11 protein-coding genes are annotated in these 13,515 nt (G+C 50.2%); all 11 read left to right on the top strand.

Annotated elements, in window-relative coordinates; all coding sequences use genetic code 11:
- Nucleotides 1-23 precede the first annotated feature (23 nt).
- Complete coding sequence (gene allB / locus BMW94_RS06555) at nt 24-1,430, top strand: allantoinase AllB (RefSeq protein WP_090996008.1); 1,407 nt, start codon at nt 24-26, stop codon at nt 1,428-1,430.
- Nucleotides 1,427-2,728, top strand: a complete 1,302-nt coding sequence (locus BMW94_RS06550; RefSeq protein ID WP_090996005.1) for a Zn-dependent hydrolase — start codon at nt 1,427-1,429, stop codon at nt 2,726-2,728. The genes allB and BMW94_RS06550 overlap by 4 nt, the downstream gene beginning before the upstream one ends.
- Before the next feature lie 6 nt (nt 2,729-2,734).
- Nucleotides 2,735-3,976, top strand: a complete 1,242-nt coding sequence (locus BMW94_RS06545) for a pyridoxal-phosphate-dependent aminotransferase family protein (RefSeq protein WP_090996002.1) — start codon at nt 2,735-2,737, stop codon at nt 3,974-3,976.
- A complete protein-coding gene (gene ggt, locus BMW94_RS06540) occupies nt 3,970-5,568 on the top strand; it encodes a gamma-glutamyltransferase (RefSeq protein WP_090996000.1) in 1,599 nt (532 codons plus the stop codon). Before BMW94_RS06545 ends, ggt begins: the two co-directional genes overlap by 7 nt.
- 107 nt (nt 5,569-5,675) lie before the next feature.
- Nucleotides 5,676-6,998: a 5'-deoxyadenosine deaminase gene (locus BMW94_RS06535; protein ID WP_090995998.1), complete on the top strand. Its 1,323-nt coding sequence runs from the start codon at nt 5,676-5,678 to the stop codon at nt 6,996-6,998.
- Between the two features lie 128 nt (nt 6,999-7,126).
- The gene (locus tag BMW94_RS06530; protein ID WP_090995995.1) at nt 7,127-8,302 is read left to right on the top strand and encodes an XdhC family protein; all 1,176 of its coding nucleotides are present in this window, start codon (nt 7,127-7,129) and stop codon (nt 8,300-8,302) included.
- Entirely contained in the window at nt 8,268-8,912 is a 645-nt protein-coding gene (locus BMW94_RS06525; protein WP_090995992.1) for a nucleotidyltransferase family protein, read from the top strand. Before BMW94_RS06530 ends, BMW94_RS06525 begins: the two co-directional genes overlap by 35 nt.
- A gap of 308 nt (nt 8,913-9,220) precedes the next feature.
- Complete coding sequence (locus BMW94_RS06520) at nt 9,221-10,135, top strand: FAD binding domain-containing protein (protein WP_090995988.1); 915 nt, start codon at nt 9,221-9,223, stop codon at nt 10,133-10,135.
- 68 nt (nt 10,136-10,203) lie between these two features.
- Nucleotides 10,204-12,537 carry a xanthine dehydrogenase subunit D gene (gene pucD, locus BMW94_RS06515; protein WP_090995986.1) on the top strand — a complete coding sequence of 778 codons (2,334 nt, stop codon included), beginning with the start codon at nt 10,204-10,206 and terminating at the stop codon, nt 12,535-12,537.
- Nucleotides 12,534-13,064 carry a (2Fe-2S)-binding protein gene (locus BMW94_RS06510; protein ID WP_090995983.1) on the top strand — a complete coding sequence of 177 codons (531 nt, stop codon included), beginning with the start codon at nt 12,534-12,536 and terminating at the stop codon, nt 13,062-13,064. Before pucD ends, BMW94_RS06510 begins: the two co-directional genes overlap by 4 nt.
- A 166-nt stretch (nt 13,065-13,230) precedes the next feature.
- The gene (locus tag BMW94_RS30395) at nt 13,231-13,395 is read left to right on the top strand and encodes a hypothetical protein (protein WP_175480599.1); all 165 of its coding nucleotides are present in this window, start codon (nt 13,231-13,233) and stop codon (nt 13,393-13,395) included.
- The last annotated feature ends 120 nt before the right edge of the window (nt 13,396-13,515 follow it).

Genomic DNA, 13,515 nt, shown 5'->3' with positions numbered 1-13,515 from the left:
CTGATCAGAGGAGGGTCATCCATATGACAAGATTAGATACGATCATCCGGGGGGCCCGGGTTGTATTGAGAGATAGCGTGGAAGAACTGGATATTGGAATTACCGGTGAAAAAATATCTGCTTTTTCCTCACACTTGGTGGGTGATGAAGACACACAAATAATAGAAGCAAATGGCTTTACTGTGATGCCGGGAGCGGTGGACATTCATGTTCACTTCAATGAACCCGGACTGGCGAGCTGGGAGGGATTTAAGTCGGGATCAGCATCGCTGGCTGCTGGTGGAATTACGACGTATGTCGATATGCCGCTTAATGGTGTCCCCCCAACGATTAGACCGGAGGCTTGGGAGTCGAAAATGAAAGCAGCCGACGGTCAATCCTATGTTGATTATGCGTTCTGGGGAGGACTTGTTCCGGGTAATCAGGCCGAGCTTGCGCCATTGGCTGATATGGGTGCGGCGGGATTCAAGGCATTTATGTCTGAACCTGGCGGAGAAGGGGAAGACATTTTTGCCAGAGCGGATGACGATACACTTTTGAATGGCATGTACGAGATTGCAAAGCTAAACCATGTACTGGCGCTTCATGCGGAAGACGAAGCGATGGTTGCTGAACTTGGGGCAAGGAGTATTGCAGATGGACGAATCGGCCCGATGGATTATGTGCAATCTCGCCCAGCAGAAGCAGAGGTTCGGGCGGTGTCACGAGCGCTGCAATATGGGGAGCAAACCGGATGTGCACTGCATTTTGTTCATATCAGTACACGGGAAGCGCTTGATCTGATTGCAGCGGCGAAACAGCGCGGGCTGGATGTAACTTCTGAAACATGTCCGCATTACCTGACTCTGACAGATGAGGATGTTGTCCGGTTGGGAGCTGTAGCGAAGTGTGCACCGCCATTACGTAGTCAGGCTGAGCAAGATCAGTTATGGGATGCGCTGGCAGCGGGTCTGATTGATGTTATTGCATCTGACCACTCCCCCTGTCCGCCATCGATGAAACAATCCGATAATTTCTTTGAAATCTGGGGTGGCATCTCCGGGGCACAAAGCACGCTGCTGCTCATGTTGGAGGAAGGACATCTTCAGCGAAATGTAGCCCTTCCGCTGCTCGGAAGAGTCCTGGCTCTGCAACCTGCCAGAAGGCTTGGATTGGAGAGCAAAGGTGAGATTGCCATCGGCAAGGATGCGGATCTGGTACTGATTGATTGGGAGATGAGTACCACCTTAAATGAGGATGACCTGCACTACACACATAAACAGAGCCCTTATGTGGGACGTACGTTTTCCTCCAGCATTGCTGAGGTGTACTGCCGGGGCGCACGAGTATACAGTTCAAAAACAGGATTGTCGGATGAACCTGCAGGACGGTTTATCCGTGCTAACTCATCTGTTCCGGTTGGTGTTGAAGGAACGGAGGGGGAATCATGACGGATTTTGAAGTACACGCGCCTTCTGGTACGGAACGTCCCATCCAGCCTTTGCCGCAATTGGAGCAGGTAGAGCTGAAAGGCATGCTTGACTGGTTGTCTACATATGGCGCTGATCCCCAAGGAGGTGTGACACGTCTGTTGTACGACCAGGCATGGTGTGAGGCACAGCATGCGCTCGCGGCGAAAATGCAGGAGAAAGGTTTGGCTCCTGAATTCGATCAATCGGGCAACCTGTATGGAACATTGCAAGGTACGGGTTCAGGAACAGAAATGGAAGAGGCGCCGATTGTTACGGGTTCCCATATCGATACCGTGGTACATGGTGGGAAGTATGACGGTGCATATGGCGTAGTTGCAGGAGTGCTCGCGCTAGAGTATCTGCAGAAACATTTCGGGGCACCGAAACGAACGCTTCAAGTCGTGTCCCTATGTGAAGAAGAAGGTAGTCGATTCCCCTTCGCTTATTGGGGATCACGGAGTATAACGGGGGTAAGCGGGCTGGAAGACGTTCAGCATTTGAAGGATCAAGGAGGCATTACCTTTGCACAGGCGATACGTGATGCAGGCTTTGGACCAGATAGCAGCTATAGATCAGCTTCACACACATATGTTGCGTTTATCGAGCTTCATATCGAGCAAGGTCAGGTCCTTGAACGATTGGGCCATTCAATTGGTATTGTATCTGATATTGTAGGCCAGAAGCGCTTTAGCATTACAGTAAGTGGCGAAGCCAATCATGCCGGAACTACACCGATGTCCTGGCGTAAGGATGCACTTGCAGGTGCAGCCGAGATGATTACAGCCGTAAGACGCATTGCGCTTGAAGCGGGAGAACCACTTGTAGCCACAGTCGGACGAATAACAGCTGATCCGGGCGTCGGTAACGTCGTGGCATCCCGAGCCGTATTCTCGCTCGATATCCGGCATATCAGGCAAGAGAGCATCGATCGATGCTGGCACAATATGCTACAGGAATTTAGCAGAATCGCAGCCGAGCAACAGCTCGGACTGAACTGGGAGGAGCACTTGTCTGTCACCCCTACTCCGATGAACGAACAGATGACGTCAGACATTCGAGATATATGTGAAGTGGAGCAGTTATCCTATATGCACATGCCAAGCGGCGCAGGACATGATTCGCAGATCTTTCAGCCGGCTTGTCCCACGGCAATGATCTTTGTCCCCAGCCAGGATGGCATTAGCCATAATCCCCTTGAATATACAGCTGAAGAGGACCTGATGAAAGGTTGCCGGGTTCTCGTCCAGCTACTCTATAAATACGGTTACGGGAGTTGAGTGAAAATGTCCAACTATAAAGAATTGTCCCCGTCCTTGCGGACGATCATGACACCGGGGCCAGTTGAAGTCGACCCAAGAGTGCTGAGGGCATTATCCTTCCCGATCCTGGGGCAGTTTGATCCGGAGTTCACTTCCCTGATGAATGAGACGATGGCCATGCTGCGTGAACTATACATGACAGACAATGAGTGGTGTTATCCAGTAGATGGCACATCCCGCTCAGGGATTGAAGCCGTGCTGGTCAGTCTGATTCAGCCAGGGGACAAGGTGCTCGTCCCCATCTATGGACGTTTCGGACATCTGTTGGTTGAAATTTCGGAGCGATGTGGTGCCGAGGTTATCTTTTTTGAAACAGAGTGGGGAACGGTATTTGATCCCGAAGAAGTTATTAAGGCGATCCATGCACATAAGCCGAGTTTGGTTGCGATGGTTCACGGTGAGACATCAACCGGGCAAATGCAGCCACTCGCCGAGATTGGCAAAGCCTGTCGTGAACTGGATATTTTACTTGTGGTTGATGCGGTTGCCACAATTGGCGGAACACCTGTGGAGACAGATGCCTGGCATGTGGATGCAGTCATGGGAGGAACGCAGAAATGTTTGTCCGTCCCATCCGGGATGGCGCCATTAACGTATAACAGCCGTGTGGAGAAGAAACTGAAGAGCCGCAAAACCGTGGAACGAGGCCTCCGCGATGCAACAAGTGCTCGGGCTGAAGGGCGCACGATTGCCAGTAATTACTTTGACCTGAGCCAATTGCAGGATTACTGGAGTTCGGCACGGTTAAACCATCATACAGAGGCTACTTCGATGCTCTACGGTCTTCACGAGGGACTGCGAATTTTGCTTCAGGAAGGTCTGGATGCCCGTTTCCAGAGACATCGGATCAATGAACGAGCGTTGGTCGCTGGGGTTCAGGGCATGGGGCTCAAACTGTATGGAGACATGTCCAGTAAACTTCCGGTAGTCACTTGTATCGAAATTCCGGATGGTATGGATGGTGAGTCGGTACGCAGCATGCTTCTGAACGATTTCAGTATTGAGATTGCCAGCTCATTTGGACCACTGAAAGGCAAGATTTGGCGTATTGGTACGATGGGATTCAGTTGCCAGCGCAAAAATGTACTTCATGTGCTGGGCGCACTGGAAGCTGTACTGTTGCGTCATCGTCACGCCTTGCCAGCAGGCGAGGCCGTGCAGGCAGCGCTGGATGTGTATGCCGGGAAGGAGGGCGTCTTATGTTGAACCAGATGCCGATATCCAGAGAGGTGATGGTTACCTCCCCACATTATTTAGCGAGTGCGGTTGGCAGCGCAATCCTCCAGCAAGGTGGTAACGCTTATGATGCTGCTGTCGCTGTAAGTGCCGCACTGGGTGTAGTCTACCCACACATGACAGGACTTGGCGGAGATGCTTTCTTTCTAATTCACGATGGAACAAGTGGTGATATAACGGCCTACAACGGAAGTGGTCGTTCAGCAGCAGGCATTCATGCTGATACGTTCAAAGCGATGGGGATGAGCGCCATTCCTCAACGAGGCGTGCTTAGTGCGATTACGGTTCCTGGAATGGTAGATGCATGGTGGGAAGTCTGGTCCCGCTACGGAAAGTTAAAGTGGGAACAGTTACTTGAACCAGCTGCGCAATATGCGGAAAAGGGATGCCCTGTATCCCGAAATCTGCGCCTGTGGCTGGAACGTGATGAGGATTTCATTATGGGGCATACACCGCTGCGAGCGGTATTTGCCCCTTTTGGTACACTTTTGCAGGAAGGCGATCTACTCTTGCAGCCTGAGCTTGCCTCTTCCATTCGCCTGATTCAGGCAGGTGGACGTGATGTTTTTTATACCGGGGAACTGGCTGAGCAGCTAACTTTGGCTATTCGTGAGGATGGAGGCATGCTTGCCCCAGCGGATTTCGCGGCTCACAAGGGAAAGTGGGTGAAGCCGATCACTACCGATTACCGTGGCTATCAAGTTCACCAGATGCCGCCGAATTCACAGGGCTTCTCGATGCTGATGATGTTGAATATGCTGGAACATATTGATCTCTCTTCCGTTGCGCGGACGTCCCCCGAGTTCTATCATCTGATGGCTGAAGTGGTCAAAAAGGCTTTTCGTGACCGTGATCGTTATCTCACAGACCCGGAGTTCAGGGATATTCCGCTGGAAAATCTGTTATCCAAGGTTTATGGAAATGAATTATGGAACGAGATTCAGTCCGCTCCACCTGCTGTGGCACAGCCTTTTCTGTCCAAAATGATGGGTCAGGATACGGCTTACGCAGCGGTTGTGGACAATGAAGGCAATGCCATCTCGTTTATTCAGAGCCTGTACTTTGATTTTGGCGCTGCTTATGTGCCGGGGCATACGGGTGTGATCATGCAGAACCGCGGTTCTTTTTTCTCACTTGATCCGAAGGACGCCAACGTATTGGAACCGAATAAACGCTCATTCCACACCCTAATGCCGGGTCTTGTCACTCGTAACGGGAAACCTTATATGCTCGTAGGCACGCAAGGTGGTGAGGGCCAACCCCAGACACAGTTATCAGTTCTTACGGGTGTGCTGGACTATGGTCTGAACATTCAGGAAGCCATTGGGCTACCGCGTTGGGTGTATGGGCGTACCTGGGGTGAAGAGGGTGACACGCTGAGAGTAGAGAACCGCTATCATGACGACGTATGTGACACGCTTGCCCGATGGGGACATAACGTCGAAGCCAGAGCGCCGTGGGACGGAATTATGGGGCAGTCACAAGGGATTGTCATCCGTGAAGATGGCATGATTAGCGGGGCAGCAGATCCCAGGGGAGATGGCATGGCTATCGGGTGGTAGCGTGATTTATGTAAAGCATCATGCATGGATCCAAAGAAGATCATCCTTAAAATGCAGGATCAGAATAAGTAAATTTACGCAGATAGATACGGATAGGGGAGATTATCATGGGAACGATCCTGCTAAAAGGTGCACAGCTCGTCACAATGAATGCAGAAGAGGATGTATTTACGGGAGATTTGCTGATCGAGGACAATAAAATCAAAGAAATTGCAGAGCATATCGATGTTCAGGCAGATCAGGTCATTGATGCTCGAGGCAAAGTACTGCTTCCAGGTTTTATCCAAACGCATATTCATCTATGTCAGACCTTGTTCCGTGGACGTGCGGACGATCTGGAGCTGATGGATTGGCTTCGTCAACGCATCTGGCCGCTTGAGGCAGCGCATGATGAAGAGTCTGTCTATTACTCGGCGATGCTCGGCTTGGGCGAATTGATTTCCAGCGGGACAACAACCATTTTGGATATGGAGACCGTGCATCATACCGATTCGGCTTTTCAGGCGATGGCACAGAGCGGCATTCGGGTGATTTCCGGTAAAGTGATGATGGATCACGGGGATGAAGTTCCTGAACCGCTGCGTGAAAATACGGCTACCTCGCTGCAACAAAGTGTCGATTTGCTGGAGAAATGGAATGGATTCGGGGGTGGCCGCATTCAGTATGCGTTTTGTCCACGCTTTGTCGTCTCGTGCACCGAGGAATTGTTGGTTGAGGTGCGTGACCTGTCGAATAAGTACCATGTGAAAGTGCACACCCACGCCTCTGAGAATCGTGGCGAGATCGAACTGGTAGAACACGAACGTGGCATGCGCAACATTGTCTATCTGGATCATATCGGTCTGGCTACTCCAAGACTGGTGCTTGCCCACTGTGTGTGGCTGAGTGAGGAAGAGAAGGAGATTATTCGCAAACGCGGTGTAAAAGTCACCCACTGCCCTGGATCGAATATGAAACTCTCCTCGGGTATAGCGGATATTCCTGATCTGCTGAATCGCCAGATTGCGGTAGGGATTGGTGCCGATGGTGCGCCGTGCAACAACAATCTGGATATGTTCCAGGAAATGCGCCTGACCGCGCTCATTCAAAAGGTACCTCATGGTCCAACAGTGATGGACGCCCGTACGGTGCTGCGTATGGCGACGATGGGTGGAGCAGAAGTGCTCGGAATGTCCAAGGAAATCGGCAGTCTGGAAGTGGGTAAAAAGGCAGATATGTTACTGCTGGATCTGGATGATTTTCATACGTACCCTTCCTATGAGACCGATGTGTACTCCCGAGTGGTCTATTCCGCAACACGCAGCTGTGTAGACACCGTTATTATCGATGGAAGCATCGTGCTCCAAAACCGGAAGATTCAAACGATTGATCGTAGCATCGTGCTTCGTGAATCGGATAAAAGTATTGCAAGATTGATGAAACGTATCTAATCGAATGCAAGCGGATGAAACTCATCCAATGAACGGTCTGAGCAGATGTTGGACATTCACTCTTCGCTAAGAAGTGCTGAGTCGCTTCTTCGGATTCGGATTCAAATCCCTGAAAGGATGGAGACACGATGGAAATGCATGATCTGTGTGCAATTGCAGCGCGGGAACCGCGCTGTGTTCTCGCAACAGCGGTTAAGGTAGAAGGTCATGCTTACCGTAAGCAGGGAGTCTCTATGCTTTTGACCGAAGAAGGTGTGATGTATGGCAGTATCAGTCCAGGTTGTCTGGAGAGTGATCTACAGGCTAGAGTGGACCGTGTGCTGGATACACAGCAGTTGGAATTCGTGGAGTATGATATGCGTCCGGAAGATGATCTGTCCTGGGGGGAAACGATTGGCTGCGGCGGGTTAATTATAGTGCTGCTTGAGCCGGTATGTGGTGAACTCAGGTCGATCTTGTCTCATATGCATGCGTATTTTCAAACTGGCTCAGCTGTGGAGCTAACCCGTTCATTCTACAATCAATACACACGGATTCATTATGTGATTCAGCCTGCTGAGGATGCAGAAAGCCAGACCGTATTATACCCTTCTCCAGCTGCCAAGGGAGCTTCTCTAAATCCAATAAATACAATGATTACTGACGACACACCGCGACTATCATTGGTCGTTATTCATTCGTCTGAAGCTGATGATCTCACATCTAATTCTGGAGAGAGTGATATTCAGAGGGATGGATTGACTGAGGTGGAGAAGTGGGATATCCCTTTACAGATCTCTGCAAAATACGTGCCCAAACCCCGTCTGATTATCATTGGAGCCGGAAATGATGTGATCCCGGTCGCCCGTCTGGGCAAATCAGCAGGCTTTCGCGTGGTTGTAGCTGATTGGAGAGAAACTTTGTGCACCGCTGAACGCTTTCCGGGTGTTGAGCTTGTCCTCGGTTTCCCTCGTGAGATCATGCCTGTACTGGATATCCAAAGCGGGGATTATATCGTATTGATGAGTCATCAATTTCTTAGAGAACGGGAGTTTCTTGAATTACTTGAGGCTCGGAATTATGCATACCTTGGCATTATGGGCTCCAGAACACGTACAGCACGTTTGCTGAACAATCTCCCTCCATTAAAACATTTGCATTCACCCGTCGGCTTGACCATTGGTGCCGACGGACCGGAAGAGATCGCAATCAGTATTACAGCAGAACTTATTGCCTGTAAACGTGCAGCTGTTACCGCAGAGCGTCGCAACGTACAGAGGGGGATTGCACATGCGACTGACGGGCATCGTGCTAGCGGCAGGTAAGAGCACCCGAATGGGGCGGAATAAACTGTCTATCGTCATGCCTGACGGAAGATGTTTGGCCGCTTGGACATTGGAAGCCGCCTTGAATTCCGATTTGGAGAGAGTCATTTGTGTGGTCAAACCAGAGGATTCATTGGCATGGATGCCCTCCATGTGGCTCAATGCAGCATCATATGGTTGTACTCCAGATACGAGGACGAGGCTTCAAATAGCAATCTGTACCGATTATGCATACGGTATGGCCATGTCCCTTCACTGTGGCCTTCTGTCTGCTATAGCATACAAGCCAGAAGGTGTGATGATGATTTTGGCAGATCAGCCGCTATTGCAGGCACAAGATATTAACAGGGTTGCGGAGTCGTTAGCTGCCAACAAACTGTGTGATTATGCAGCAGCTACGGATGGCGGTGGAGGCAAGCCTCCAGTTGCCTTTCGTGAGCATATGCTGGGGCCTCTTTTGTCGCTCAGCGGAGATGAAGGGGCGCGAAAAATCATGCGCAATGCCAAGTATACAGGTACGCATGTATATTTGTCTGATTTTAGCTTTTGGGATGCGGATACCGAACCAGAGCTGGAACGTATTTTGGATTATGTGAATGGCATAAGATGAATGAAAATCAAGGCAGAAGGAGCGATACCTTGTGCATTATTTCTCGAAGTAATGAGGTCAGCCAGACCATCTGGTTGGCCTCTTTATTGTTTTGATCTAATTGGTTATGAAATGGCTTGTGTTAGCTTGTCGCAGTAAACAATGCATCAGGCACAAATCAAACAATGTATTTATACATTTATCCAAAATGATGGCAAGATAATTGACCTTAGTGTTGCAGTCACATATGATTTGAAGAATTATTTGGATCATTCGATCATATCCAACACCCCGCAGACAGATTCCAGGTAGAGAAGGGAGATGGAAGGATGGTCATGCCGGCATATGGATCTGGAGCGCAGCCAACCGTTTGGCAGCCCGTTAATCTAGATGAGCTTCAAGCTTTAAAGAGTGAACTGTCCGGGAAATATTGTTTTGCAGCAGGGGCCACATTATTGCGTACTCAGTGGGAGGGCGGCCTTGTTCCTGTACCTGAGCATATGATCAGTCTTGCCCGTATTCCAGGTGCAAACGGCGTATATGTGGATGGGGATGAACTTGTCATTGGAGCACTGACGCGGTTAAGTCATTGTGCCACCGACGTTCTTCTGCAACAGCTACCCTTGTTACAGTCTGCAATGAATGCTATAGCCGCTCCGTCTATTCGGAATGTGGCGACCATCGGTGGCAATATTGTATCGGGAGTAGGCGACTCCATCCCCGCACTGCTTGTCTACGATGCTCAGCTGTACTGGATGACGGACAACGGCATGGAGATGTTCAGTCTTTTGTCCTGGCTGAACGGCGGCCGTGACGGCAGTCGCAATCCGAATGATGTGTTAATATCCATTCATATTCCGATGAAACATACGCCTTTCCCTGATGTCACCAGCGAGCGGGCATCTGCGACGCGTGAAATTTCATTTTACCGCAAGCTGGGTCGGCGGGAGACCTTTACAGCATCGCTGGTGACGATTGCATTTCACGGAGAAGTGGATGCAGATGGCCGCTGGAATAAAATAGCGATCGCTGCAGGTGGAGGTTCAGGCATGGCCATGCGACTTACGGAGTCGGAAAAGTTGCTTCTTGGCGTGGAGGCTTCTGTTATGCAAGCTTCATCGCTAGCTGCCTCGGCAGCTTCGGAATTCGTGACTTATAGCGATGCATTTGCTACAGAACAGTACCGTAAGCAAACGGCAGGTAATATGCTCGGTGCCGGACTCTGGGAAGCGCTTTGCTCATAGATGAAAACCATTTTGGAGAAGTAAAGCGTGAGCCTAACGTTTTTTTAGGGAGAAAGGGGAGAGAGAGTATGCTGTTGAATCGGGATAGTAGTGGGAAACGCTGGCATCTGCGGCCAGATGGGGTAGGCAAAGTAACAGGACAGCTTCAATATCTGACAGACATGACGCTGCCCGATATGATCCATGGAAGGGTCCTTCGAAGCTCTCACCCCTATGCCCGCATATTGTCTATCGATATAACCGGAGCGGAGGCTATAGAGGGTGTATTTGCCGTACTCACCTCGAAAGATGTGCCCGGTTTGAACCTGTTTGGCATTGCAACTCCGGATCAGCCTGTATTTTGCGAGCATGTCGTTCGTTATGTCGGTGATGCCATTGCCGCAGTTGCTGCGGACTCCCCGGAACGTGCAGCGCTCGCTCTGGATGCAATCCGGGTTGAGTACGAAGAATGGACTCCGCTGGACAGCCCGGAGGCTGCACTGGCGCCCGGTGCACCTGAGCTCCATGAACATGGTCCCGGCAATGTTCTGCACCGTACCGAAATCAAACGAGGCAATGTAGATGAGGGCTTTGCTGCATGCGAACATATTGTGAGTGAGACTTATTATACCCCTCGCCAGATGCATGCTTATATGGAGACGGAAGGCGGGTTATTTGTTCCTGATGAACGTGGGAGACTTCATGTCTACGCGGCCACACAGCATGGTTACAAGGACAGGATGCAGCTTGCCCGAATCATTGGGTGTTCCGAAGAGGATATCCGGGTGGTCTCGTCTCCGATAGGCGGTTCTTTTGGCGGGAAAGATGAGCTGAATGTACAGCCTTATGGGGCGCTTCTTGCATTAAGGTCCGGGCGCCCTGTGAAAATGCACAATTCACGCAAAGAATCCGTACGTGCAGGCTTGAAGCGCCATCCGATGAAAATTGAAATGCAGACCGGAATCAGCCGTGAGGGCATGATTCAGGCTCACCGAGTCCGCATTACCGCAGACACCGGAGCATATGCGACGCTAGGGGCACCTGTCCTGAATTTTTGCACAGAACACTGTCTCGGGCCTTATTCTATTCCCCACGTAGATGTGGAGGGCGTCTCGGTATATACGAATAATGGGGTGTCGGGAGAGTTTCGTGGATTTGGCGGGAATCAGGCAATCTTTGCAATGGAGGGTCAGATGGATCGACTCGCCGAGATTATGGATATGGACCCTTGGGAATTTCGGAGACGCAATATGAGGGAAAAGCATGCTCTTGGACCATTGAATCAACGTATTCTGGTCACGGATGGACTGTCGCAAGTATGGGAGGCGATGGAGCGTTCGGAGTTATGGCAAAAACATCAGCATCCCCCGGCAGATCCCACTCTGCCTCCCTGGATTAAACGTGGTGTGGGTGCAGCCATCGCCATGCACGGAGCAGGGCTTGGTTATGGTATTCCCGATCCGGCGGGCGGCCGTTTATCCCTGAATGCCGAAGGTAAGATTGAAGTGGCATTCAGCTACGAAGAATTTGGTCAGGGACTCATTGCCACGCTGGAAATGATTCTCTGTGATCTGTTCCAGTGCTCAACCTCCGATCTGAGCATCATCATTGGGGATACCGATCGAGTGCCGCACAGTGGTTCAAGCACCGCTTCGCGTTCAACGACGATGGCCTGGATGGCTCTTCAGCGATTACAGGCACCATTCCGCTCCAAAATCTTGTCGGCAGCCTCTGCTTTGTCAGGAATTCCGGCTGACGAACTGATTACTGGAATAGAGGGAGTATGGCGCAAGGATCAGCTTTCTCCAGAAGTTACAGCGAATGAACCGACGATGAATTCCAAAGTTCTTGTTTCTTATGTTGATCTAGCGAAGCATGGAGAAGCAGAAGATTGGATTTTTGATACTCAATTTGAATATCCGACCACGCCGGACCATGTTGTGGGTGGGCATTATCTGTATACGTATGCGGCAGTAGCAGCAGAGGTGGAGGTAAACACGCTAACCGGAGAAGCCAAATTGCTGGATACGAGGCATGTGGTAGCTGCTGGCCCTGTCATCAATCCAATGGGATTTATCGGACAGATCGAAGGCGGGAGCGTAATGGCTCTGGGTTTTACATTGACCGAGGACGCCCTGATGCAAGACAGTCGCTATATGACAACCAATCTGGACACCTATCTGATTCCGACGATTCGCGACATTCACACCAACCTGGAGGTGGAGGCAATTGAAGACCTGCCAGAGGGCGATCCGTTTGGGCCACGGGGGATTGGTGAAATTGGTTCGGTAGCGCTTGCTCCGGCCATTACTGCTGCGATTCATCAGGCTACAGGTGTGTGGGTTAATCGTTTACCGGTTCCGCGCGATCAATTAATCAAACCACTGGGCGTCTCGCTTCAGGAAGGAGTGAGATCATCATGACTGAACCTTTGGGCAATTTCTGGACAGCCGTTGTGAATGGGGAAAAGAAACCATTGCACATCGCACAAACGACCCGTCTTGTGGATGTACTGCGCTCGCATTTGAATCTAACCGGAACAAAAGTTTCCTGCGAAGTCGGCCGCTGCGGTGCATGTATGGTACTGATGGATGGCGAGCCCGTCAATTCCTGTCTCGTTATGGCTTATCAATGTATTGGAAGCGAGATAACGACAATAGAAGGGTTACACGGTGAAGAGGAAGGCAAGCTGCATCCGATTCAACAGGCTTTTGTGGAGGAGGGCGGCTTCCAATGCGGGTATTGTACGCCCGGGATGGTCATTTCCACCAAGGCATTACTGGATCGCTATCCGCAGCCTAATCAGGAACAGATTGAAACAGGGTTATGCGGTAATCTGTGCCGCTGTACCGGATATGGAGGCATTCTTCGTGCAGTTCGTACCGCTGGAGAAACCTGTTTATCATCATCTATTTTAGCAACGGAAGAGAAGAAAGTAATTGACCTGTAATTGAACAACGGAATTGAAGAAGACCGGGCGCTGGAGGACATATCTCCGTTTCGCTCGGTCTTTATTTTCTAATGATTTCCATTTTGGAAAAGTAACTTATAATAGAATGAAAGGTGTAGTAAGAGCAAACTCTTTTATACAAAAGAATCGATAAGGAGAAACTCAAATGTCCAAACGGTTTCCACCAGCCACACGTTTATTGCTGCTAATTGTTATCCTATTGCTAACGGGTTGTCAGACCCTACAGGGAGATCAGGCGCCAAAAGTTTCTATTCAATTAATGGAGGCATCATCTGTCTGTCATTGGAAAAAGTTTGGATCAACAACCTGATTATGTGTATGTGGTACATAAAGATGGGGGGTGAATTGACCTTTTGAGACACAACATTGAAAATTGGAGTATTTATTAAACGTAATATTTATTATGTAAACTTATTATTTTCGATGACCT

Origin of the sequence: Paenibacillus sp. OK003, assembly GCF_900109515.1 — a bacterium.
Lineage (GTDB): Bacteria > Bacillota > Bacilli > Paenibacillales > Paenibacillaceae > Paenibacillus > Paenibacillus marchantiae.
The sequence above is the reverse complement of the archived record's forward strand: the minus strand, read 5'-3'. Positions and strand labels throughout refer to the sequence as shown.

Coding starts and splice junctions, on each gene's coding strand:
- allB (WP_090996008.1), top strand. CDS start 24: ATGACAAGATTAGATACGATCATCCGGGGGGCCCGGGTTGTATTGAGA.
- BMW94_RS06550 (WP_090996005.1), top strand. CDS start 1,427: ATGACGGATTTTGAAGTACACGCGCCTTCTGGTACGGAACGTCCCATC.
- BMW94_RS06545 (WP_090996002.1), top strand. CDS start 2,735: ATGTCCAACTATAAAGAATTGTCCCCGTCCTTGCGGACGATCATGACA.
- ggt (WP_090996000.1), top strand. CDS start 3,970: ATGTTGAACCAGATGCCGATATCCAGAGAGGTGATGGTTACCTCCCCA.
- BMW94_RS06535 (WP_090995998.1), top strand. CDS start 5,676: ATGGGAACGATCCTGCTAAAAGGTGCACAGCTCGTCACAATGAATGCA.
- BMW94_RS06530 (WP_090995995.1), top strand. CDS start 7,127: ATGGAAATGCATGATCTGTGTGCAATTGCAGCGCGGGAACCGCGCTGT.
- BMW94_RS06525 (WP_090995992.1), top strand. CDS start 8,268: ATGCGACTGACGGGCATCGTGCTAGCGGCAGGTAAGAGCACCCGAATG.
- BMW94_RS06520 (WP_090995988.1), top strand. CDS start 9,221: ATGGTCATGCCGGCATATGGATCTGGAGCGCAGCCAACCGTTTGGCAG.
- pucD (WP_090995986.1), top strand. CDS start 10,204: ATGCTGTTGAATCGGGATAGTAGTGGGAAACGCTGGCATCTGCGGCCA.
- BMW94_RS06510 (WP_090995983.1), top strand. CDS start 12,534: ATGACTGAACCTTTGGGCAATTTCTGGACAGCCGTTGTGAATGGGGAA.
- BMW94_RS30395 (WP_175480599.1), top strand. CDS start 13,231: ATGTCCAAACGGTTTCCACCAGCCACACGTTTATTGCTGCTAATTGTT.